General features: G+C 33.7%; 21 protein-coding genes and 3 pseudogenes. 5 read left to right on the forward strand and 19 right to left on the reverse strand.

Going from position 1 to position 24,243, the window contains the following annotated elements; translation table 11 throughout:
- Nucleotides 1-210: 210 nt before the first annotated feature.
- From HMPREF3265_RS02735 to HMPREF3265_RS02780, 10 genes are all read right to left on the reverse strand, one after another.
- Entirely contained in the window at nt 211-435 is a 225-nt protein-coding gene (locus tag HMPREF3265_RS02735) for a hypothetical protein (RefSeq protein ID WP_011274482.1), read from the reverse strand.
- Nucleotides 436-589: 154 nt separating this feature from the next.
- A complete protein-coding gene (locus tag HMPREF3265_RS02740) occupies nt 590-1,762 on the reverse strand; it encodes a YbfB/YjiJ family MFS transporter (protein ID WP_070860982.1) in 1,173 nt (390 codons plus the stop codon).
- A 58-nt stretch (nt 1,763-1,820) separates the two neighbouring features.
- Entirely contained in the window at nt 1,821-2,456 is a 636-nt protein-coding gene (locus HMPREF3265_RS02745) for an ABC transporter ATP-binding protein (protein WP_070860983.1), read from the reverse strand.
- Nucleotides 2,449-3,216 carry an ATP-binding cassette domain-containing protein gene (locus HMPREF3265_RS02750; protein ID WP_070860984.1) on the reverse strand — a complete coding sequence of 256 codons (768 nt, stop codon included), beginning with the start codon at nt 3,214-3,216 and terminating at the stop codon, nt 2,449-2,451. Before HMPREF3265_RS02750 ends, HMPREF3265_RS02745 begins: the two co-directional genes overlap by 8 nt.
- The gene (locus HMPREF3265_RS02755; RefSeq protein ID WP_070860985.1) at nt 3,183-3,950 is read right to left on the reverse strand and encodes an ABC transporter permease; all 768 of its coding nucleotides are present in this window, start codon (nt 3,948-3,950) and stop codon (nt 3,183-3,185) included. Before HMPREF3265_RS02755 ends, HMPREF3265_RS02750 begins: the two co-directional genes overlap by 34 nt.
- Entirely contained in the window at nt 3,950-4,903 is a 954-nt protein-coding gene (locus HMPREF3265_RS02760; protein ID WP_070860986.1) for an ABC transporter permease, read from the reverse strand. The genes HMPREF3265_RS02755 and HMPREF3265_RS02760 overlap by 1 nt, the downstream gene beginning before the upstream one ends.
- A 2-nt stretch (nt 4,904-4,905) precedes the next feature.
- Complete coding sequence (locus HMPREF3265_RS02765; RefSeq protein ID WP_070860987.1) at nt 4,906-6,459, reverse strand: ABC transporter substrate-binding protein; 1,554 nt, start codon at nt 6,457-6,459, stop codon at nt 4,906-4,908.
- Complete coding sequence (locus HMPREF3265_RS02770; protein ID WP_070860988.1) at nt 6,456-7,148, reverse strand: class I SAM-dependent methyltransferase; 693 nt, start codon at nt 7,146-7,148, stop codon at nt 6,456-6,458. The genes HMPREF3265_RS02765 and HMPREF3265_RS02770 overlap by 4 nt, the downstream gene beginning before the upstream one ends.
- A 300-nt stretch (nt 7,149-7,448) precedes the next feature.
- The gene (gene brnQ / locus HMPREF3265_RS02775; RefSeq protein ID WP_070860989.1) at nt 7,449-8,810 is read right to left on the reverse strand and encodes a branched-chain amino acid transport system II carrier protein; all 1,362 of its coding nucleotides are present in this window, start codon (nt 8,808-8,810) and stop codon (nt 7,449-7,451) included.
- A 224-nt stretch (nt 8,811-9,034) separates the two neighbouring features.
- Nucleotides 9,035-10,234, reverse strand: coding sequence for a GTP-binding protein (locus HMPREF3265_RS02780; RefSeq protein WP_016930500.1), 1,200 nt, complete (start codon nt 10,232-10,234; stop codon nt 9,035-9,037).
- Between the two features lie 258 nt (nt 10,235-10,492).
- Between HMPREF3265_RS02780 and HMPREF3265_RS02785 the strand changes: the two genes are divergently transcribed.
- From HMPREF3265_RS02785 to mntC, 3 genes are read left to right on the forward strand one after another with little or no spacing between them, the layout of a single operon-like run.
- Nucleotides 10,493-11,236: a metal ABC transporter ATP-binding protein gene (locus tag HMPREF3265_RS02785; protein WP_037550915.1), complete on the forward strand. Its 744-nt coding sequence runs from the start codon at nt 10,493-10,495 to the stop codon at nt 11,234-11,236.
- Entirely contained in the window at nt 11,229-12,065 is an 837-nt protein-coding gene (locus HMPREF3265_RS02790) for a metal ABC transporter permease (protein ID WP_037550917.1), read from the forward strand. The genes HMPREF3265_RS02785 and HMPREF3265_RS02790 overlap by 8 nt, the downstream gene beginning before the upstream one ends.
- Nucleotides 12,062-12,991, forward strand: a complete 930-nt coding sequence (gene mntC / locus HMPREF3265_RS02795; RefSeq protein ID WP_037550918.1) for a manganese ABC transporter substrate-binding lipoprotein MntC — start codon at nt 12,062-12,064, stop codon at nt 12,989-12,991. Before HMPREF3265_RS02790 ends, mntC begins: the two co-directional genes overlap by 4 nt.
- Nucleotides 12,992-13,348: 357 nt before the next feature.
- On the opposite strand, the gene HMPREF3265_RS12805 is transcribed toward mntC, so the two are convergent.
- The 6 genes and pseudogenes from HMPREF3265_RS12805 to HMPREF3265_RS02810 all read right to left on the reverse strand — a co-directional run bounded on the left by HMPREF3265_RS12805 (nt 13,349) and on the right by HMPREF3265_RS02810 (nt 18,145).
- A complete protein-coding gene (locus tag HMPREF3265_RS12805; protein ID WP_256323910.1) occupies nt 13,349-14,347 on the reverse strand; it encodes a DUF5776 domain-containing protein in 999 nt (332 codons plus the stop codon).
- A 26-nt stretch (nt 14,348-14,373) separates the two neighbouring features.
- Complete coding sequence (locus HMPREF3265_RS12810) at nt 14,374-15,243, reverse strand: glycosyltransferase family 2 protein (RefSeq protein WP_256323911.1); 870 nt, start codon at nt 15,241-15,243, stop codon at nt 14,374-14,376.
- Nucleotides 15,244-15,257: 14 nt separating this feature from the next.
- Nucleotides 15,258-15,641 (reverse strand): annotated as a pseudogene (locus HMPREF3265_RS12140) (adhesion protein); the annotation flags it as partial.
- The gene (locus HMPREF3265_RS12815) at nt 15,592-15,906 is read right to left on the reverse strand and encodes a hypothetical protein (RefSeq protein WP_256323912.1); all 315 of its coding nucleotides are present in this window, start codon (nt 15,904-15,906) and stop codon (nt 15,592-15,594) included. The gene HMPREF3265_RS12815 and the pseudogene HMPREF3265_RS12140, both read right to left, overlap by 50 nt.
- A gap of 51 nt (nt 15,907-15,957) precedes the next feature.
- Nucleotides 15,958-16,668: a TGS domain-containing protein gene (locus HMPREF3265_RS02805; protein WP_083327724.1), complete on the reverse strand. Its 711-nt coding sequence runs from the start codon at nt 16,666-16,668 to the stop codon at nt 15,958-15,960.
- Nucleotides 16,669-17,092: 424 nt separating this feature from the next.
- Nucleotides 17,093-18,145: a PTS sugar transporter subunit IIC gene (locus HMPREF3265_RS02810; RefSeq protein WP_053026707.1), complete on the reverse strand. Its 1,053-nt coding sequence runs from the start codon at nt 18,143-18,145 to the stop codon at nt 17,093-17,095.
- 303 nt (nt 18,146-18,448) lie between these two features.
- On the opposite strand from HMPREF3265_RS02810, the gene HMPREF3265_RS02815 reads away from it, so the two are divergent.
- Nucleotides 18,449-19,672, forward strand: a complete 1,224-nt coding sequence (locus HMPREF3265_RS02815) for an ArgE/DapE family deacylase (protein ID WP_070860990.1) — start codon at nt 18,449-18,451, stop codon at nt 19,670-19,672.
- Between the two features lie 213 nt (nt 19,673-19,885).
- Here HMPREF3265_RS02815 and HMPREF3265_RS02820 read toward each other — a convergent pair.
- Nucleotides 19,886-20,179 (reverse strand): annotated as a pseudogene (locus HMPREF3265_RS02820) (TfoX/Sxy family protein).
- A 130-nt stretch (nt 20,180-20,309) separates the two neighbouring features.
- Between HMPREF3265_RS02820 and HMPREF3265_RS02825 the strand changes: the two are divergent.
- A pseudogene (locus HMPREF3265_RS02825) lies at nt 20,310-20,954 on the forward strand (FMN-dependent NADH-azoreductase).
- A 91-nt stretch (nt 20,955-21,045) separates the two neighbouring features.
- Here the strand turns inward: HMPREF3265_RS02825 and HMPREF3265_RS02830 are convergent.
- Entirely contained in the window at nt 21,046-22,425 is a 1,380-nt protein-coding gene (locus HMPREF3265_RS02830; protein ID WP_070860996.1) for a trypsin-like peptidase domain-containing protein, read from the reverse strand.
- Between the two features lie 609 nt (nt 22,426-23,034).
- A complete protein-coding gene (locus HMPREF3265_RS02835) occupies nt 23,035-24,018 on the reverse strand; it encodes a metal ABC transporter solute-binding protein, Zn/Mn family (RefSeq protein WP_070860991.1) in 984 nt (327 codons plus the stop codon).
- Nucleotides 24,019-24,243: the final 225 nt, after the last annotated feature.

Genomic DNA, 24,243 nt, shown 5'->3' on the forward strand with positions numbered 1-24,243 from the left:
TAATTTGTTAGAAATTATGTCCCAGCCTCTTTTTATAATTATTCAAGAACTTAATGTTCCAGCCTCTACAAATATATATTAGCAGTAGTTGACTGGTGGGCGAAGCCCCCAACAAAGTGAATTTCATAAAGAAATTCTACAAGCTAGGCAAGCTGGGGGTACAATGAAATAAATATTATTTCTGACCTACTCCCCGACCGATAATTCATATTAATCTAAATAATTTTCAGCATGCTCAAGACCGAAATGTTCATCTTTAGCTTTTTCTTTTTCATATTCTTCTTGAGAGATTTGTGTAATACTTTCAACTGCATAACTTACTTTTTTTGCAAATTGTTCAACTTCTTCTTCATTTTTAGCCAATACAAATACTGTTAAGATATTATCATCAACAATATCTTTATAATGTTGATAACGTAATTTATAAATATTCATGTGACAATCCCCCTATAAATTAAAAACCTCATGCCGTTTCATTTTTCATGAAAGGTTTAATTAGTAAAATATGCCCTATTTTTATTACTTCCAAACTTCTATATTGCTTACGATTTTAAAAATTCTTAATTAAACCATGTATTTCAAGATATTTTTATTTATATGCATTAAATCTATAGCTTATTACACTAAATATGAAACCTAGTATAAGTAATATCATTGCGAAGGTTAACGCCAACTGATAATTGTTTGAATCTCCGATGAGTAATCCCGCAATCATTGGCGCTATCATTTGTCCGACACTATAAACGACTGTTAATAACGATACAAGATTTAACTTTTGATTTGTATAATACATAAGTTCTTGGCTTTTCGACATAAATAATGTTGTTAAACCTAAGAAGGTTGCACCAAATAGCATCGACGCAATGATTAAGCCTAGCATATGATGTGAAAAGATAGGCAAGCCTACACTAATAATTTGTAATATTAATGCACTATATATCGCCTTTTTGTACCCAAACTTTTCAGCAAATAATGACCAAATTAACGTGGCCGGCATTGCACCTAGACCTACAAACATCCAACTTAATGCAGCGTAATCTGCGTATGCAGGTATAGTCTTAATAAGTGCGACTAAAAATGTACCTGTAACTATATAGCCCGCTCCCTCAAAAAAATAGGCAATAGAGAATGAAATAATAAATGCACGATTTAATGCCTTCCCTGGATTCTGATTTGATGACGTCGTGTGTATAGAGATTGAAGGGTTGTTCTTCATACTGGTTAGTATAATGATACCTGCCATTAAAGCCACAACACCTAATATAATCCATGTTGCTTTCCAAGTCTGAGCTTGCGTATAAAGAAATATAAAAATACTACTAGAAAATATTCCTATTCCTACTGCACTATATAAAATTCCCGAAATACTTTGTTTATTAGCCATTCTTAATGCTTCTAACGCTACGTTAGATGCTAAAACAAAGATCGTACCACTCGTTATCCCGGCAATTATTCGCAGTACTGACCAGATAAGAAAATGCTCTGAAAGTCCCATAAAAATAACAGAAATCACATTAATCATGACATATAACTTTAAATCAAAGACTTTAGATTTTATCGTAATAAACATAGGTATGATAGCACCAATTAGATAACCTAAATAATTGAATGTCGCTAACAGACCTGCATTTTGGTTATTCATCGAAGTATCTTGTTGCATAAATGGCAAAATTGGCGTATATGCAAAACGGCTAATTGACATTGCAATCATTAATGCCAGCATGCTTAATACCAATTGTTTATAAGCTTGCTTTGGTATCATAAAAAAACTCCCGTCTAGTATGTACCATTAAGTATATACCTTATCAGGAGGTTTGACTCTAATTATTCAATTGTTTGAGTTGTAACTGAACGCCTTTAAAGCGACTCAAGACGTACGCATCATGTGAAATAATGATTAATTGCGTTTGCTTTAACGTAATTAACATTTGAATTATTTCTTCCTCGTTAATCACATCTAAGTTTGTCGTTGCTTCATCTAATATCAATATCTCTGGCTCTAGAATTAGTGCCTTCGCTATCCATACACGTTGAAATTGTCCACCACTTAGCGTTGAAATGCTTTGATTAAGTATGCTTTGTGGTAACTTGCATTGTCTAAGTACCGCTTCTATTCTTGATGTGTAACTATGCTTATCAAATTTGTAATTCTTAAGTGGTTCTAATAGCGTAGATAATACAGTTTTGCGCTGGTTTAATGTGTCACGTTGATACTGAGGCACATATTGGATGTGTTTCATCCATTCTTTTGCCGTATATGACTTACGCAATTGGCCATTAAAGTATAAGTCACCTTGATAATTCATATCTAATCCGGCGATAATCTTGGCTAACGTAGACTTACCGCAGCCACTTTCACCACTTATAAGTAAATGTTGGTCATAAATTGCACATGATATATCTTTGAAGATAAGTTTCCCATCAATGTATTTAGTTAATCTTTCAATTTTAAGCATAGGCCTGTCTCCGATGTGCGATAGTAATTAAATTTTTCGTATAGCTATGTGTGGGGTTAGCTAAAATGGATGATGCCTCACCACTTTCAATCAATTGACCTTGCTGCATAATACTAATATGAGTGGCATAATCCTTAACTAAGTTAATATCATGTGTAATAAAGACAATTGTCATTTGATAATGTTCCTGTGCCTTAATCAAATAGTGCATAAACTTTTTAACGTTCTCTTGATCTAGCGCACTCGTCGGTTCATCTAAAAATAAGTAGTCCGGACGTCTAATTAATGACATTATAAAGGCTACACGTTGTGCCATACCTCCACTAAGTTCGAAGGGATATCGTTTAAGTAATTGTTTACCTTGATTTAAACCGAGTAATTGCATTTTATCTAAGACGTCTTCCTCGATATCTTGTTTAGATAGTTGTGAATGGTTAGCTTCATAAATATATTGGAAATGTTTAGCCAAAGTCACGTTTTGAAACATATTACTTTGAACATCTTGAAAAACGACATCCGCCTTATTTAAATCAATCTTGATTTCTCCTTGATAGCTTAGTTGTGATGGTTTCATTCCAAGAATAGTTCTCGTCAATAATGACTTCCCACTACCACTCTCACCTATAATGCAATGAAATGCACCTTTAGTTATTGTCAAATTCACATCGTTTAACAATGACCGATTATGATCTAAGATGGATAATTGATTGACTTTAACTACAGTATTCATTGCGTTATTTTTTTGTTGATCATTTGACATAATAAGGCGAAACCTCCTAACAATACACCAGGGAAGAAGAAGAGCCAAGGTGCACCATTAAAATAACTTTTCCCGTCAAAGAGAATGGTTCCTAACTCGGGCGTCGGTGGTTTAATACCTAGACCTAAAAAGGCAAGTCCAGATATACTTAGCATCATTTTGCCAAAGTCAGCTGTAACCAAAGCAAATATATTACTTAGTAAATGCGGAATCACGTGTACCACTGTCGTTCTAAATGTTGAGTTACCACTTAGCCTTGCATAACTGACAAAGGGACGTTTTTGAATATCTCGTGTTAAATTTCTGAAATAACGTAAATAACGGCCTATCCATCCAATCGTTAGGGCAAGTATCAAACCTAGCATTGAATTACTTACTAAGCTTAAGATGACTAATGCAATAATAAACGAAGGAATTGCCAATAGCATATCAGCAATAAACATGATGATTTGATCTAACCATTTTCTTTCTATACCTGCAATTAACCCAAAGACCAGTCCATTGCAAACACTTAACAGAATTACCACGCTAGTTAAGCTTAATGTGACTAGGCTACCTACAATCAGTCTGACAAAGAAATCTCTGCCTAATTGATCCGTGCCTAACCAATGTTGGCTATTAGGTGATTGAAGTGGGTCCAAGTTTTGTGTGTCTTGCATAAAGCAATATACAATTAGCACAAACATCACACTTAATATTGTACTTATGGCGATGTAAGTTTGATATTTTTTCATCACGACACACCTCTTTTCTCATGAGCTTGGCGTTTGGTATGTCGTCGAAGTCTAGGTTCATTGTTTAAAATGATAATGTCGCCTAAATAATTAATGAACATAATTAAGACGATGATAAAGACCACAATACCTTGAATAAGTGGATAATCTCGTTGATTGATAGCATTAATTAATAATTTCCCTATACCAGACATGCTGAAGATTACTTCAAGTATGACTACTTTTCCTATTAAATGAATCATACTGTTAATTGAAATGGTCATGAGTGGTGCAAATATCTCTTTAATCTGGACAATGATACGCGCCTTTAATGAGTAATGTCTTAACTGAGCAAGTTGATACGCATCATTATCTAATGTTTGCGCAATAAGGTGCGATGTCATCAATAAGATATGACATCCTTCTATAACAACAATGGTGAAGATGGGTAGCACGAAATGTTTCCAAGAATCGCTACCTACAAAAGGTAGCAACTGCCAACGTACTCCTAAATAATATATAAACAAAATGGCTAACCAATATTCCGGCATAGAAGTCATCACTTGAGCGAATCCACCAATACCATTCGCGTATCGAGTATGTGGGCGCGTCCCAATAAAATAACCAACCATATAACCCAATGGCAATATAATACAACTTGAAACAACGATTAATATTAATGTTGGAATGACGGCCTCCATAATCATAGTTGTTACTGGCTCATTTGTACTAAAACTGTATCCCAAGTTACCAGTAAGTGCATGTCCAACCCAATCGATATATCTTAATAAAAAATGCTGGCCCAAACCAAGTTTATGTTGTGCTGCTTCAATATTTTCCTGGGTAATCGACGTATAACCATGACGTTGTAAGTATAGTATCGCTGGATTACCTGATGTCTTCTCGACTAAAACGAATATAATAAACGAACTCATGATTAAGTAAAGTATTAATTTTATTGTTCGTTTAAGCATTGTTACTCATTAACTTTCAACGCTTTATAATCAATAGGAGCATCAGTAAGTCCAGAGAATTTGAATTGCTTTACTTTATCACTAACGACAAAGGTTTCATTTGGATAAGCAATAGGCACACCATAATATTGTTGATTAAAGTGTTTGAATATTTCATCAAATGAACGCTGTTGTTCTTTTTTAGATACAGTTGTTGGGAAGTCATCTAGTTGCTGAGTCAATGTTTTATCATTAGCTAATACACCTGACTTGCCATCATTATTTTTAAATACTGAACTCATGAAATTATATGGCATTAAGGCATCTGAATACGTTCTATAGAAGATGAGGTCATAATCTTTTTTCGTCCATAACGTGTCATAGTATGATTGTGAATCTAACGTTTTCACATTTAACTTAATGCCAGCTTTTTTAAGTTGACGTTGCACTTTTTCCGCTTTATCTTTCCAACTTGGGAACTCTGCCGTTTGAATAACCAAATTAAATGTTAATGATTTACCGTCTTTTTCAAAAATACTGTCACTGTTCTTGTGATAACCGGCTTGTTTAAGTAACTTCTCAGCATCTTTTACATCATAGTCATGTGCCTGTTGATTATCTTTATTTACAAATTCTACGTTCTTCTGGAATAAACCATTTACAGATTTACCCGCAATATCTTTTGTATCGATACTCTTACTAATGGCTTCACGTATTGTACGCTGTTTTAATACATCATTATCCGGGTTAAATGCCATGAAATGACTTACTGTACTTGGTTTATCTTCAACAGTTAAGTTTTTATTTTTCTTGTCTTGCTTAATTTGTTGATCTGACAGCATTCCTAAAGCACCACCAGAAATATCTACAGAACCACTTTGTACTGCTGAGTTTCTTGAATCTCCATCTTCAATCGTTTGGAACGCAAGATTGTAGTTTACGGGATGGCTATGGTTGAAATATTTATTTGGCTTCATTGTCGTTTTTTCTTTGCCAGTTTTATCAACGACAAAGGCACCTGTTCCGATTGCTTTTTCAAATTTGCCATTTACTTTACCATTTTCAACGGAATGTGGACTCATAATACGCAACGGTCTCACCTGTGTTAATTCATTCAAAACTTGATTTGATGGTGACTTCAATCTAATTTGGACAACATGATTATTTTTAACAACAACCTTATCCAATTTTTTTAACGTTTCTACAGTCGTATCTTTGTTCATCGCTTTCGCACGCTCAATCGAGAATTTCACTGCTTTAGCATCTAAAGCTGAGCCATCTGAGAATTTAACATTCTTTTTCAAATGGAATTCATAGACTTTTCCTGAGTCGTCAACATGCCATTTTTCTGCTAAACCAGCTTTCACACCTTTATCTTTATCATATTTAACTAATGCATCATATACTGCACTATAGACTGGCATTGCGGCGTCATAACCTTGTGCGTCAAGTTTATCTGCTTTCGCTTCAGTAGGTAGCGATACTGTGATATTTTTATCTTCTTTTTGGTCATTCCCACAACCTGCTAATAAGAGCGTTGCGCTTGCTGCCATTGTAATTAATACACGCTTTTTCATTTACCGATACCTTCTTTCACGCTTGCTTTAATTAAAAATGATTCCTCATAAAGTGTTTGTAGATAATCATTTGGTGATAGATAAAAATCACTATAATGTGTTAAATCAATCACGTCAGGCACAGGTTCTTTCATTACTGCAACTTCAAACCCTGCATCAACAAAGCTATCAACGATGTGTTTTAAAGAATGGTTCTGAGAAGGTGTTGCGCCGTATTGATTAATCGTGTCATCCATAAATTGACGACTAGGATTATTGGTTAAATCGGCGAATGAAGCATAGTAAACGCCTCCCGGTTTCAACACTTCTTTTAAATCTTGTGCATGTTGTGGAATGTCTTCGATTAAGTACAGGACAGATGTACTTACAGCAGTATCAAATGTTCTATTTGTCTCTTGTGGTTTATCAGTTAAATAATATGTAAGTGGACGTTCACCTTTTAAAGTTTCTGCCTTTTCTAAAGATAAACGTGCTAAATCTATGCCGACACCTTCTTTAAATGGCGTTGTGTCATATAATTTTCTTAAAAATCCGCCTTGATTACATCCCACATCTAAGATTGTCTTCCCTTTGATATCCGATGTATCAAGCATTTCTATAGTTCTCTCCCAAGCTTCTTGATGGTCACGCGCCATATCATCATCTGATTCTTGGTCTTTTTGCCACCAAACATCATAACTCTTAGTCATCTAATTCTCCTCGCTCGTTTTAAATCGTAATGATTACGTTTTAAATAGTACTACACTATGTACAATTACACAATAAGAATTTTAAAAGTTATGATTGAATGCAAAAAAATAAGCTATGGGAGCGGGACAGAAATAATATTTTTTCAAAAATTTATTCCTTCGCCCTCCTCCGGTAAGGTTGACTAGAATTAAAAAGATGCTTGTTACAAGATCATTTTAATTCAGTCAACGACTGCCAATATATATTTTTAGCCTGAGACATTGATTTATGTCCCAGGCTTACATGTTATTATTTAATATTTATTTTGTTTGAGTTTGTCTACGAGAACGAATTAAATAAACGATAAGTCCTACTACAAATCCTATGATTGCCGGAACAATCCAACCCATTCCAATTGTGAAGAACGGTAAATAACGTTCAGCGAAACTTATTAACGCTTGTGCAAATGATGTCTTTGCAAAAAATTCCGGGCTTGCGTTTACACCATCAAAGAACGCTGCAAACATTGTAAAGAACGTTGTAAATTTATAAACAATTGTCGAATGATTAAATAATGGACTGACAAGCGTTAATAAAATCAGTGTAATCGCTAACGGATAGATAAACATCAATACCGGCGTTGAATACATAATAATTTTAGTTAACCCGACATTAGCGAAGATACAAGCGAGTAACGCTACACCTGTTGCTAACCAAAGGTAATTCATTTTCGGGAATAGTTCTGTAAATGTCTCTGAAAATGCAGTAATTAAACCAATTGCTGTCTTCAAACAAGCGACAATAATGATTAGAGATAAAATGATAATACCGTAATCTCCAAGATAGTGCTGCGCAATTTGAGCCAGTGCGATACCACCATTTTCACTCACTTTAAAATGACCTAAACTCATCGTACCCATTAAAGCGAGCAATGTATAAATAATGCCCATTCCTACGATACTTATAAAACCTGACTTGAAAGTTTCTTTAGCGATCCCATTTGGATTAGTAATACCTAATTTCTTAATTGTTGTCACAATGATAATACCGAAAGCGAGTGATGCGAGTGCATCTAGCGTATTATAACCGTCTATAAACCCTTTCAATAAGACACTATCACTATAATTTGCACTTACTGGCGCATGACTAATACCACCCATTGGTTTAATAAATGCTAAGACAACTACGATACCTAGTAATACTAAAAATACTGGATTTAAGAATTTACCTATGTAATCTAAAATTTTAGATGGCTTTCTTGAGAAAAACCATGCTATAAGAAAGAATAAAATACTAAATATCGGTAATACAATTTTTCCAGTACCTGCCGAAATAAATGGTGAAAATGCAATTTCATACGATGTTGTTGCAAGCCTTGGTAAAGCAAAGAATGGTCCAATGACCAAATATAAAGCAATCGTAAATGCGTACGCATAGCCTTTACTCACTCGAGATGAAATATCGAAGACGCCATTTGTTTTGGAGATACCAATCGCTACTATACCTAGAAAAGGTAGCCCAATGTCTGTAATTAGGAAACCTAAATTCGCAAGCCAAACATTCTCACCTGCTGTTTGTCCAAGATGAATAGGAAAGATTAAATTTCCTGCACCAAAGAATAAGCCAAACAACATCGAACCAATAAATATATTTTCTTTGATTGAAAGTTTTTGTTTCATCATGTGTCATATCTCTCCTATTACATGTTTACTAGCTATTATACATAAATTTAGTGTTGATTTGTTCAAAATATTCAATAAATTTAAATCATCAACCATTTGAGATGTTCTTTCATAAAAAAGACACCTCGCCACAGAGCGTTAACTTACTTTAACGCAATGTGCAAGGTGTTAAAGCCATCTTAAGTGTTACTTTTAAAATATTATTGCTTTACTATGTCGTGAGTTTAAGCTTTTCGAATCTGCCAATGATATGGATCTTCTAATTGATTCCAGTCGCTATCAATTTCATCACCATTGACTAAGCACTGGTCTAATTCTTTCACAATTTTTTCTTGATCTAATTCAGTACCTATAATCACAAATTGAGTGTTTCTGTCACCATATTCTATGTCCCAACTTTGCGCAACATCAGGTCGCTGATTTAAAATTTGTTCTCGTTGTTCTTTGGACATCGCAGCCACCCAATAGGTTACCGGACTAATATTACAAGATGAACCTGCTTGTGATAGTAGACATGCAACTTGATTATATTGTGCCAACCAGACGATACCTTTTGCACGAACAATATTATTAGGCATTTGTTCTAACCAATCGTTGAAACGTTTCGCGTGAAACGGTAATCGTCTTGAATAAACGAAAGAACCAATTCCATACTCTTCTGTTTCAGGTGTATGTTCCGCGTGACCACCTTCAGTTAATTCTTTTATCCATCCTGCAGAGTTACTCGCTTGTTCAAAGTCAAAGCGACCTGTATCTAATACTTCGTTAATATCAACTTCGGCATTTGTTGTTTTAATTAGATGTGCATCTGGTTGTAACTTTCTTAAAATATTTTCTAATTTAGTTAATTCTGCTTCGGTTACTAAATCTGTCTTATTTAGCACTAAAACATCACAGAATTCCACTTGATCAATAAGTAAATCCGCAATTGAGCGTTCATCTGTTTGATCTGCACCTTGATCACGATCCACAAGTAAATCCTCGGAATTAATGTCATTAATAAATCGATTAGCATCCACAACAGTTACCATCGTATCGAGTTTACAGATTGACGTTAAATCGATACCTAATGCTTCGTCAATATAAGAGAATGTTTGAGCCACAGGTACCGGTTCAGATATACCTGTAGATTCAATCACGATATAATCAATATTCCCCTTTTCTACTAAGCGCTCAACTTCTTGTAATAAATCGTCCCTTAACGTACAGCAAATACAACCATTTGACAGTTCTACTAGTTTTTCATCCGTTCTTGATAGTCCACCCCCATCTGCAACTAAGTCTTTATCAATATTGACCTCGCTCATATCATTAACAATAACCGCAATTCGACGACCTTCCCGATTATTTAAAATGTGGTTAAGTAATGTTGTTTTACCTGATCCAAGGTAACCACTCAATACCGTTACAGGTATCTTGCCCATAAAATCATACCTTTCTTTTTGTAAATCGTAATAATTACGTTTTATATTTTACATTTAATTATTTAATTGTCAATCGAGCCACGTTTCATTAAATACAGCAATATCAATAATTAACGCCCACTTTAGACCTTACTTTCAGAAACAAATTTATACTATTACCACATTTTTATTGTCTATCTTGACTTGACACACACTGTTTTCGGTGTTTATTATAAAATAAATTAGGTTAACCTAAACTTTTATTTAGGAGGTAATTGATTGATAGACATTAGCAACATGAATTTGCATTTAAATCATAAACATGTGCTTAAAGATATTACTTTAAAGATTCCAATTTCTGGAGAAATTATTGGCATTATGGGGCCCAACGGTGCTGGTAAATCCTCTTTATTAAAAAGTTTAATTGGATCGTTTAACGCGAGTGGCGAGATGAATTTATATGGCAAATCCATACATAAACAATTGCAATATATTACATACATTCCTCAAAAAGCACAATTAGATTTGGACTTTCCAATCAATGTTGAAAAAGTCATCTTGTCTGGTTGTTACCAAACCATCGGCTGGTTCAGACGCGTCGATCACGCGTCAAAAATGAAGTTTCATAAATTATTAAGAGATTTAGATTTGGAATCATTACAATATAAACAAATTTCTGAGCTTAGTGGTGGGCAACTGCAACGTGTACTTGTGGCAAGAGCTTTAATGTCTGATAGTACCATCTATCTATTGGACGAACCATTTGTTGGCATCGACTTTAATAGTGAACAACTCATTATGGAAAAGCTTCAACATTTAAAAAATCAGGGCAAACTTATTCTCATTGTGCATCATGATTTGTCGAAAGCTGAACAATATTTTGATCGAATTCTTTTACTTAATCGTACAGTCAGATTTTTCGGTCCTAGCCATCAAGCGATGCAGCCACAATATTTAAACCGGACATTTCTATTTAATGTGAGTTCTACTCTTAAAGAAGGGAGTGACATATCTAATGACTGATTTCATTCAACATTTATTCGATTATCAATTCTTAAATCGCGCTTTAATTACATCTATTGTCGTAGGTATTGTGTGTGGAACTGTAGGAAGTTTGATTATCCTCCGTGGATTGTCGTTGATGGGAGATGCGATGAGTCATGCTGTTTTACCTGGTGTGGCATTGTCATTCTTATTCAATATTCCAATGTTCATCGGCGCATTAGTCACTGGCATGATCGCAAGTTTATTAATTGGCTATATTTCAAATAATAGTAAAACAAAACCTGATGCAGCTATTGGTATTAGTTTCACTGCGTTTCTCGCAACGGGTGTCATCATTATTAGTCTTATTAATAGTACGACGGATTTGCATCATATTTTATTCGGAAATTTACTCGCTATTACCCGACAAACATTTTGGATAACCATCATTATTGGCGTCATTGTGATACTACTCATTGTCATACTTTATCGTCCATTAATGATTTCAACTTTTGATGCGACATTCAGTCGTGTGAGCGGATTGAATACAACAATGATTCATTATTTTGTAATGCTGTTACTCGCCTTAGTAACCGTCGCGAGTATTCAAACTGTCGGCATTATCTTAGTCGTTGCATTACTTGTTACACCGGCGTCGACTGCCTTTTTAATCACAAAGAATCTATATTCAATGATGATCGTAGCAAGTTTAATAGGCATAGTAAGTTCTATCATAGGATTATACTTTAGCTTTATTTACAATCTACCGAGTGGTGCAACAATTGTTATTGCAACATTTAGTATTTATATCTTGACTCTTCTCTTTTCAAAAATAAAAACAAAGTATAGAGGTGTACAAACAACATGAAAAAATTTATTCCATTACTAATTGCATTAATCTTAGTACTCGCAGCTTGTGGTTCAAATTCAAGTGAGCAACACTCTAAAGGTCATGACAAATTAAAGGTCGTAACAACTAATTCTATTATTTATGACATGGTCAAACAGGTTGGTGGAGACAAGGTTGACGTTCATAGCATTGTGCCTGTCGGACAAGACCCGCATGAATATGAAGTTAAACCGAAAGATATTAAACAACTTACTGACGCGGATGTTATCTTCTACAATGGTTTCAATTTAGAATCTGGTAACGGTTGGTTTGAGAAAGCTTTAGAACAAGCGGGTAAATCTACTAATGACAAGTCAGTCTTCGCGGTGTCTAAAGGAGTTAAACCAATTTATTTAAACGGAGAAACTGGTAATAAAGATAAGATTGATCCACATGCGTGGTTAAGTCTGGATAATGGTATTCAATACGTTAAGAATATTCAAGAACAACTCGTAAAAGCAGATTCATCACATAAAGCTGATTATCACAAACAAGGTGATGCTTATCTTGCTCAACTTGAAAAGTTAAATAAAGACAGTAAAGATAAATTCAATGATATTCCGAAACAAGAGCGTGCCATGATTACAAGTGAGGGTGCTTTCAAATACTTCTCAAAAGCCTTTGATATTAAACCAGGTTATATTTGGGAGATTAATACTGAAAAACAAGGTACACCATCACAAATGAAACAAGCAATCCAATTTGTTAAAGATAATCACATTAAACATTTATTAGTTGAAACAAGTGTTGATAAAAAATCTATGAATAGCTTATCTGAGGAAATAGGTAAAAGTATTTACGGAGAAGTATTTACAGATTCAATTGGAGAAAAAGGATCGAAAGGAGATTCATATTATAAAATGATGAAGCATAATATTAAAACAATCCATGGCAGCATGGAATAGAATGTAGTCATTCATGTAGTAAGTCCATGGAAATCATCCTCCTATTAAAATTGCCAGTAAATGAGTTTTAACAACTTCATTTACTGGCTTCTTTAGTTTCAATAGTTCTAAAGTAGTTCTCTAAAGGCGATCTTAGATAGATAATCCACTCACTTAAGTTGCTTCGCGTTCCTGGGGTGCCGTCTCTATAGCAATTCTATAATGGATTTTCATTCCACTTTAGTTGAGATGCTTGCCTAGGGGGCTGGGTCGAGACGAGGTCTCGACACTCATCTGTTCTCTCAGGCGTCACTCAACTAAGTTTCATAATCCATTTTAGAATTACTTACCTAAGTGCTATTGCACTTAGGTTCATTATTATTTGATTACTTTAATAAAATCTTTGTTTGCTGTTAGGAACAAATCTTCTTGTGTTACTAAGCGTGGTGTTGAGTTAGTCGTATAAATGATGTCTCTGATAGGTAATACATCACCTTTTTTAAGTTTACGTACTGTATTGTCTTTAAAATCACGTGAATCATAGAGTTTACACGCTTTTATAACTTTAACTTTCTTAGGCACCTCAGTAATATACTTGTTTAATCCTGATGTGTTGATTAAGGTAATAAAATCTTTATTCGCTGTGATTATACTACCATCATCTAATACCAGACGAGGTGTACCTTTTGTTGTATATTGAATATCTGACGCTTCAACTCTAGTACCCGCTTCTAGACTACCTACTTCTTCTTTAAATGATACATCTTTATATATTTTAATTTTTTTCAGTGTCATCATTGGATTCATTATTCTCGTGAAATATTCACTTTTACGGTTTGTTACTTGCTGTGTTTTATTTTCATTCTTTTTATGCACAAATTCAACTTTGAAATTTTGGCGTTTCATTTTAAATACATCATTGAGACTTGGATATGAAGCATACACCAATGAGTGTCCTGACTCACCATAATTCACATTAAAATTAATATTGATATCTTTATTTAACTTTTCAAATTCCTCATGTGGAACATAAATTTTATCGTCGCTATATTTATACGTCACTTCATATTCATTCGCCGCATTGTTGATTTCAATGAGACTCACTGATTGAATGCTTATATCGTCTGGTTTCATGACACGAATGACTTCGTATTTGTTTTCTCCCATCATTTGCGTACCTTCGTAAACTGGATAGCAATCAACAACAGTAGGTTTAATCATGTCATATTGATGAACGAAATCTCTAAAGACAATGCCATCTTTAATAATATAGCGCCATTGGTCATTAACGACATCCTTGGTAAAATTAACAAATACTGATTCATCTGCATGATGATATAACGTGTAGATTTGCTTGAATACTGGATTCGTAATCAATGTATTGATATCAATGCCTTGCTCTTTTATTTTTGTTCAACTTTTTCAATTACTGCATAAAATTTCTCTTTATCTGCAGATTTAATAAATGTCTTCGTACGAAGGAATCTCGAAATAAAGTCTACTTCAATTATTCTAGCTAAAGCCATATGCTTTAATTCTGAAGACATATCCATATGACAGGTTCTATCCAGGACTTCTAAATTTAAGTTTGCTTTATCTAACATTGATGTTTGCTGTACTAACGATTTATTTTCATCGTAACGATTTACGTGATACATAGGTATTGTGGACATTGTGATATCGTCCACTTTTCCAAATAGTTGAAAGAAAAACAACTTATCCTCACCATATTTCATATGTTCAAATTCAATATGATTATCCATGACTAGACTTCGTTTAAATACCTTTCCTGGTGGTCCTACTGCTCTAAAAATCTTACTAATGTCTTGTGGTTTTAAATGTGATGCTTCTTTATAAGAAGTAAACTTAGCATGATGCTTCACGTTTTTAGACTTATGTTTATAACTTTGTCCATAACCAAGGTCGGCATCATCTGCATTCACTTTCTCAATCACTTGAGGGAACCCTTCCTTATCTAACCAATCATCCGCATCAAGTAACGTAATATATTTACCTTGTGCCTCTCTCATTCCAATGTTTCTTGGTTCAGAAGGGCTACCTGTATTTTCAGGTAATTGAATTAATTTTATAAAGTCATAGTCCTTTTCATAATGCTTGATAATGTTAACCGACTCATCAGTTGAACAATCATCTACAAATATCGCTTCAATATTATTCTTGTCCATCTTTAAATCAATTAAAGACTCTATGCACTTTTCTAAAAACTGCCCCTTATTGTAAACAGATACAATAATTGAAACTAATTTAGCCATACTTCTCCCACCTTTTAATCCACTAAATTTTGTTTATAACTTTGATAATACGTTTCATATTTCATTTTCCCTATACCGCCAACAATATACTTACCAAATTTACTTAAATTCATTACATAAGCGATACATATTGAGAATGTCACTGTTAATGTAAACGTAAATAGGATGTTTAACAACGGATAATCGTGAAGCGCTCCTAATCTATGCACAAAGAAGTAATGAATTAAATAAATTGAAAATGAATAATTACTAATGAAAATAATAAATCTTGGAACGTATTTGAAATAAGATGCAATTAAAAAGAATAATAAAATAACCAGTGTCACATAAATAGGTGTATCAAAACGTTTAGAGTCGACTAAAGTTAAAATTCCAAATAAATAATTGCAAACCACAAAATTTGAAAATCAACATATGTCCCGGGCAATTCATTGGTTTTAACGCGTAATCATTCTCATCCACTTTAGTGAAATACATGTTCCCATGATAATGGTCCCAATGTCCTGATTCTTCCCAAAGTCGTTTGTTCATCATCAACGGTGTTCTCACTTCATCATAATCGTGTTTCAATTGAACCTCTCTCAAGAAAATTTCCATTTGATTTCGAATGAACTGACCATTGGATAGGTAGAATGGCATACCCGGTGCTTCTTCAGAGAACATGAATAAATTCAGCTGTTTACCTAAGCGTCTATGATTTCTCTCTTCCGCTTCTCATAAAAATTCAAAATAGTCATCAAATTGATCTTTAGAACTAAACGCTACGCCATAAATACGTTGCAACATCTTGTTATCACTATTTCCTCGCCAATAGGCACCTGATACTTTAGTTAATTTGAAATGATTTACAAATTTAGTACTTGGTATATGTGGACCGACACATAAATCAATAAACTCACCTTGTTGATAAAGTGATAGTTGATCATCGCGATGTTCTTCAATAAGTTCCAACTTGTAAGGATTTTCTTTAAAAATGTTTTTAGCCTCAGCATAGCTTAAATCTTGTCGCACAAATTTTAAATTCTCGTTGTGTATTTTCTTCATTTCTTTTTCGATTTTATTTAAATCTGCTTCACTAATGGATTCATCTAAATCGATATCATAGTAAAAACCATGCTCAATTACAGGACCGATTGTTAATTTTACGTCGGGATATAATCGAGTAAGTGCTTGTGCTAAGACATGGGCAGCAGAATGTCGCATTACATTTAAACCTTCTTGATCACTAAGTGTATAAAATGTGAGTTCACAATCTTCTTGGAGAGGATGGGTCAAGTCAACTAAACGGTCATTCACACGACAAACGACTGCTTCCTTATAAAAAGATTGGCTAATAGATTTCGCTACATCACTAGCGAATACACCTGCTTGATAGGCTTTATTACTTCCATCTGGAAATTGGATATTGATTTGCTGATTAGACATGATACATCTCTCTTTAAACATTCATATAAATAAAAAACCCGTCCCTACAAGAGGGACGAGTTTGTAACACCCGTGGTTCCACCCAACATTCCATCTCAACTAAGAGATGACACTTTAGCCATGCATTAACGCGCATGAAACGTTACATGTTTCCATGTAATCTATGAAAAGGTAGTAAACTATATTCTTAGATTAGGAGTATCTTAGCGTTTATTCCCTCTCTGTGAATCGTCAACATAGCTCTTGTCCTTCAATCGTGTATTAATTTTTTATAATCATATACCTATCTTAATTGTTAGTCAAATGTGCATCAGAATATTAAATTAACTACATTAATTACCTTTTTGACAATTTATAACTTTAAAAAAAACAAAAATATCTAGTCAAAGCTACATTCACACACTTCAACTAGACATTTATAATTTTAAACCTGATATTTAAAGATATTTGGATCATAGATTTTTAATACTTTTACAAATAAATAATGGAAAAATAGTGCAGAAATTAATGGAACAATGATGTACGCAATAGCGATAATCAATAAGCCACTCGTTGTACCCATATCTAATAAATTTAACGATTTAATCGGTCCAACAAGACCAATGAGCCCGAAACCTGCTGAATCTGGCGTACCTTTAATATTGAGCAAGCCGCCAACAAATCCGGATACACCTGCCGTACATACAATTGGAAGCATCATCATTGGATGACGTATCAACGTCGGCATCATTAATTTTACTGCTCCGAGTAATACAGTAATCGGAACGCCTGGTTTATTTACACGCCAGCTACCTACTGTAAGCATAATCGCACTCGCTGCTACACCAACTGCTGCCGAACCAGCTGCCAAGCCTGAAATGCCGATTGCCAAACCTATCCCAATTGATGATATCGGTGAAACAATTAATATAGAAAATATCATTGAAATCAATATAGTCATGATAATAGGTTGCGTATTGGTTAACCCATTGATAACATCGCCCAAGCCTAACGTAATCAATTTAGTGTATGGCAAGATTAATAATCCAAGTAATCCCGCCACAGCACCACCAACGATTGGTAACACAATCATATTTAAACTACCTAATTTATGACTAATCAATAAGATGATACCGACTGCAATCGATGCAGTAATCATCGTATTAATTAAATCTCCTATACCAACAATGACCCACTTTTTATCTGTGAAAGTAGATGCACCAGATCCTACAAAGGCAGCTGCACCTGTAACGGCGGTTTGTAATTGCGTTAATTTAAATTGCCCTGCAATTAATACACCTGTCAAAATTGGAATTGAATATTGAATCCCTTGCGTTACAAAGGCTACTTTCATAAATATATCGTTATACTGACTCAAATATTTACTTAACTCTCCTAATATTGCGTTTGGAATCATACCTACTACAATTGCTAAAGCTACACCGTTTAATACATTAAATATAAATGTTCTGGGTGTTATCATTTCTCTCTCGCCCATAATTCTTATACCTCAAAAAGCCTTCTCTTTTTTATAAATTTTAATCTTGATTTTAAAGTATTGTATCAATAATTCAATCACATTAATTTAAATCTTTAAAAAATAAATATGTAACATTCATTATTTATTAACAACTTCGATATTATATTACATTAACAATTACTAATGTAACCTATTTTTGAATACTATATCATTTTGCATGCAATTTCATAAAATAAATTAGGATGAATATTCATTATAATGTTTATAAATTACACTTTATGTATAGATAATACTAAAATCATATTTAAGGTTGGGATACATATGCGTACTTTTCAAGAGGAAGAAAAAATTAAGTTACTAGCAGATATTATTAAAATTCAGTCAGAAAATGAAAACGAAATCGAAGTCTGTCATTATATACAAAACTTATTAGCACAATACGATATACCTTCTAAAATATTAAAAGTGAGCGAGACAAGAGCGAACTTAGTAGCTGAAATCGGGAGCGGTTCGCCAATATTAGCGATGAGTGGTCATATGGACGTAGTTGATGCCGGGCGTCACGATAAATGGACTTATCCGCCATTTAAACTCACAGAACATGATGGCAAATTATATGGACGTGGAACGACGGATATGAAGGGTGCCTTGATGGGAATGGTTATCGCACTTATTGAATTAAAAGTGTCTGGAGATTTACCTAAAGGAACAATACGCTTACTTGCGACAACTGGAGAAGAAAAAGAACAAGAAGGTGCCAAACGATTTGTTAAAGATGGTTATTTAGATGACATTGATGGCTTAATCATCGGAGAACCTACAGACAACGGGATATTCTATGCACATAAAGGTTCAATGGCGTGTAAAGTGACTGCCACTGGGGTTGCTGCCCATAGTTCAATGCCATTTTTAGGGAAGAATGCAGTAGACACGTTAGTCCAGTTTATAAATCAATTAAATTCAAAATATGATAATATCAAACAGCATGACCTTCAACATGAGCTAGATGTTTCACCAATGGTAAATAAATTTATGAAGGGCACTTTAAGCGAAGAAGAAGAAAACTTCGCGTCAGGATTTACATTGATGGGTTCTATTATTAAAGGTGGCAAACAATTCAACTCTGTACCTGAGGAAGCCTCTATTGAATATAATGTAAGACCTGTCCCTGAGTATAATAATGACTTTGTTAAGTCACTATTCCAACAGACAGTTGATGAGGTTAATCCTGAAGCATTGTCGTTTGAAGTCGTAAGTGATCATCGTCCTGTCACAAGTGATAAAGATAGCACTTTAATTCAAGTAATTACTGACGTTGCACCTCATTACGTGAATGAAGAAGACGTCTTTGTCGCAGCATTCATTGGTACTACCGATGCTTCAAGTCTGTTAGGTGATAATCCTAATAATATAGATCTTGCTATTGTTGGTCCTGGTATTACGATTATGGCCCATCAAGTGGATGAATATATAGAAAAGGACATGTATCTTAAATACATCGATATCTACAAAGACGTTGCAGTTAAGTACTTGGCTGAAAAGTAATTTATATAAAGAAAATGAGACGTAGCACGGACATTCATACCTTAGTTGGTTAAAGATGTCTAATGCTACGTCTGTTTAGTTAGTGTCTTTATTTGTGGTCCATGGGTAAGACTAACCTGTTAGTGACCGTAGTCTACCTTCCCTATAACGTTCACGTTGTTTAATACCGACTGCAACGACAACTATGATAGTTTTTCCCCTATTCGCAAATGATTAACGTAAATCATTCTTTATGTCTGAAAACAAAGTCTCGATGTCTTCAATATCATTGATATTAGGTATAAATATCATCTATTTCGCATTCGGATACGGCGATACTAATTCATATCCTTTTAGCTTTTCAAGGGAAGAATTTGAGGCTTTAACTAACAATCTATTATCATACAAACCACCTATCACTTTGCCATCATAATATACGAGATACTCTCCCATCATACTTCTCGTTTTAATTTTGCTTAAATTAATTTTATTTAAAAATATTTCGTGAAAACTTTTGTCTGTTGCCACTCGACATCTCCCCTTTATTCTATGGATACCCTGTTATTAAATATATTGAGCCATTTTAAATTGAAATCATAGTTATTTTGATATTAAAAATATATAATAACGCTACTACACTTAAAGGATTTGCTATATCATGAAGACGCTACTTATTAATGCCCACCCAGATTTTAATAATGAATCAACGTATACTGCCAAATTAAAAAATTTATTTCTAGATAAATATAAAACTACATTTCCAAACGGGGAAATTGAATAATTGAATTTATATGATATTGATGTACCTCGTATCGAAGGTGATCAATTATTAAATGTCTGGAATAAGCAAAGTTTAGGCGAGTCCTTATCAGATGATGAAACAAAAATCGCTTATATGTCGGCATTCTTATTAAATCAATTTAAAGCTAACCATCGCATTGTCATTCTAACACCACTTCACAATTTCAATATCACATCGAGATTAAAAGACTACATCGACAACATTATGATTGCTAGAGAAACATTTAAATATATTGAGGAAGGTTCTGTTGGCTTAATGACAGATGATTATAAAGCACTAGTATTACAAGCAAGTGGTGGTGTCTATACAAATGACGACCGTTATACGCCACTTGAATTCTCATATTACTATCTAAAAGAATTGTTTAAAGAAATCATGGGATTTGATGAGTTTTACATCGCTCGTGCCCAAGGTACGTCAGTCTTACCTGAAGACGAAATCTTAGATGCTGCAAACAAGGATTTAAACAACGTATTCGATGCGTTTTACACACAAAAATAGTTTCAATTACACAAAAAATGAGCAAGACAATGACATTATTCTAGTTATGTCATCCCGCTCACTTTTTTAAATTTATTAAATTAATGAATCACTAAACAATATTATCAATAATTTCTTTACGTAATTTACCTCTGATTTCAGCCATCGTATTTAAATTATATTTTTTATAATCTCCTGAGTTTAATCGGAAAGCATGGACACCAATCACTTCATTTTTACTATTTAAGACTGCCCCACCAGAAGAACCTGGTTCTGCCATCATTTGATAATAGCCAATCGGGTTCACATTACGTGCAGGCATCGTATATTTCCCTTTTGAATGATACATTGTGCCGGCAGGATCATTTTTATATTTACCAGTCGGCTTACCATAGTGGTACATGTGAATAGGTGTGTTTGACTTCATAGCTTTAATCGAACTTTCTGATGCAATCCTTCTTATCTTCATATACTTTGAAATATCTTCATACGTATACACTAGAGAAACATCACCATATTGCAGCATTTGAACACCAAAGACTTCAAGGGTACGCACAATTTTAGATCCCTCTTGTAATATGTTGATACGCATATTTTGTGGTTGTGACGGTGTTAAAGGCTTATGCGCGTTTTGATCATTAACAACATGATTCGCAGTTAGAATCGTATGCTTTCCAATTGCTGTACCAGTGCCATATGTTAATTGTTTTGCTTTTGGATTCCAATTATAAACTGTTGCGATATTGGCATCTTTCGCCTTAGCATGTTCAATGGTTACACCTTTGTTTCCTGATTTCTTCATAATTTTTAAAGCATCATCAATACCTGATTCTTTCGTCGTTTGACCGAAATCACGTACATTATCTCCACCAGGCACATTAGATGGCCAATGCTTAGGTGCTTTATTGTAATAGTTCTTTTTCGTCGTTGATGATGCTTTTGTAGACGCTTTAACTGTTGTTTGCGCACTTGGTTTCGCAGTTTTAGTCTTAGTTACAACTGCCATTTTCGTAGTTGGTTTACGTGTTGATGTTTTTGGCGGTGTTGATTTGCTTTTTACTTTAGTAGTTTGTGCTAATAACTGTGGCTTCGCAGATTGTGCGCGCGTTACTTTTGATACTTTTTGTGGTTTTTTATTTGTTGAGACAACTTTTTTGTTAACCTTAGTTGGTTGCTTCTGTCTTTGCTTTTGTTTTGAAAAGTTTTGCGATGAAGGTTGTACTTTAGTACTTTTTGGTGTCACATGTGTTGAAGTAACATGTGCTCGTTTAGAAGGTGCCATTGTCTTTTGTAACGAAGCTTGATTGCGATTTGTTACCTTAGACGGCGTTTGTACCTTAGGCTGCGTTGCTACAACTTTATCTTTAGATACATTTATTGAGTTATTTTGTTGTCTAATGACCTGTTGTTGAGATGTTTGTTGTACACCTAAATGATCACTTTTAGTAGAAGCATGCGCTTCATTAAATTGAAAAAGATAAGATAAACACATCGTTATCAGAAAGACTACTAATATAAGTGAATATCTCTTTAATGCTACCCCTTTGTTCACTATACTCATCCTACTTTCATCATGTTTCAAATTAATAAATTTTAGCTTTAATTTATTATATACCTTAATTAATGCACCCCGCAATATTCATTTTTATAGTTTTTTGATTTTTAATAAATATTAAAATTATATAATATAGAATTGTCATCACTTTGATTTATAACAATTTATTCACACGTTCATAAATATACAAAAGACAGCTAGTAGAATTTAATCTGCTAGCTGCCTATTTTAGTAAATATTTATGATTATTTAGACTTACTATTTTTTTGTTTTCTCTTTTGCAGACAAACGCCAAATACAATTGCCATTCCGACTATTATAAAGAATAGCGTATAAAACATAACATGAACCAACGTACCTAAAGACATTTCTAATGAACTCCTCTAATGCTACATTTCATTATCACCGTAACATTAATCCCTGCCTAATTCTATCTTCCTCCAATAGGGAGGTAAGACTTACCTCTTCTTCTAATAAATAAAGACCTCATGACTATCATCACGAGGCCTTGATATGAAGCATTAATATTTTTTATCTTATATCGTATTATTCATTCTTAAGGGCTTTTTCAATCGCTTTAACGTTCTCTTTCATAAATGATTGGTACGTATTTTTGTCGTCATCTTGTTGTTTCGTATGTGAGCCCATATTGTAGAATTTAATTGTTTTTGCGTCAGTCTCTCTTCTAACTGTGTCGGCAACTTTGTTAGATACATTTTCTTCAGCTAAGATATATTTCACTTTATCTTTTTTAATTTGTTTAACAATATTCGTTAAATCTTTTTGGCTAGGTTCTTCAGCATTCATATTTTCAATACCTTCTTGTTTGAAGTTATATCTATCAGCTAAATAACCAATAGAGTCATGTGAAATATAAACTGTTTTACCTTCATTACCTTTAACTGCTTCTTTCATATCTTTATCGATGCCTTTTAAGTCTTTAACTAATTTATTATAGTTATCTTCATAGTAATCTTTATGTTTACTATCTTTCTTAACTAATTCATCTTTAATTTCTTTAGCAAATTTTTGACTAATCACAGGATCTAACCAGATATGAGGATCATACTTGCCATGATGATGGTGCTCATGCTCTTCGCCGTGTTCATGTTCTTCACCATGTTCATGCTCATGTTCGTCTTCTTCACCTTTTAATAAGTCACTATTTTTATCTAATGTTGATTCTAAAGATAATGTTTTATCTTTATCATTAATTGCTTTTGCAATTTTCTTAGCTACGGGATCTAAATTATCACCTGTGTATACGAATAAATCTGATTTGCCAATATCAACCATTTGTTTCTGACTTGGGTCATATGTATGTGGGTCTACTCCGTTTGGATAAACTGATTCAACATCAACATATTTACCACCGATTTGTTGCGCAAATGATTTAAGTGGGTAAACTGTCGTCTTAACTTCTAACTTACCTTTATGACCAGATGATTTATCACTATCACCTTTGCCACATGCTGCAAGTGATAATGTTAAAACAGCTACAAATAATAAAATAATACTTCTCTTAAACATGTACACATCTCCTAAATCAAAATCATTACGTTTTATTATTTACATTAATCCGTCTAATTGTCAATGATAATTTTTAAAATTATTAATGTTAGACATCAGAAATGCATTTAATCCCCCTTAACTATTCATTTTTTGAAAATGTGTATAGATTTAGGTATACTTTTTAAATAGTAATAATTACGATTTGTTTGTTGATTTATTTCCCTACCTCAATAACACTGTAAA

This window comes from Staphylococcus sp. HMSC62B09 (assembly GCF_001839115.1).
Taxonomy (GTDB): domain Bacteria; phylum Bacillota; class Bacilli; order Staphylococcales; family Staphylococcaceae; genus Staphylococcus; species Staphylococcus haemolyticus.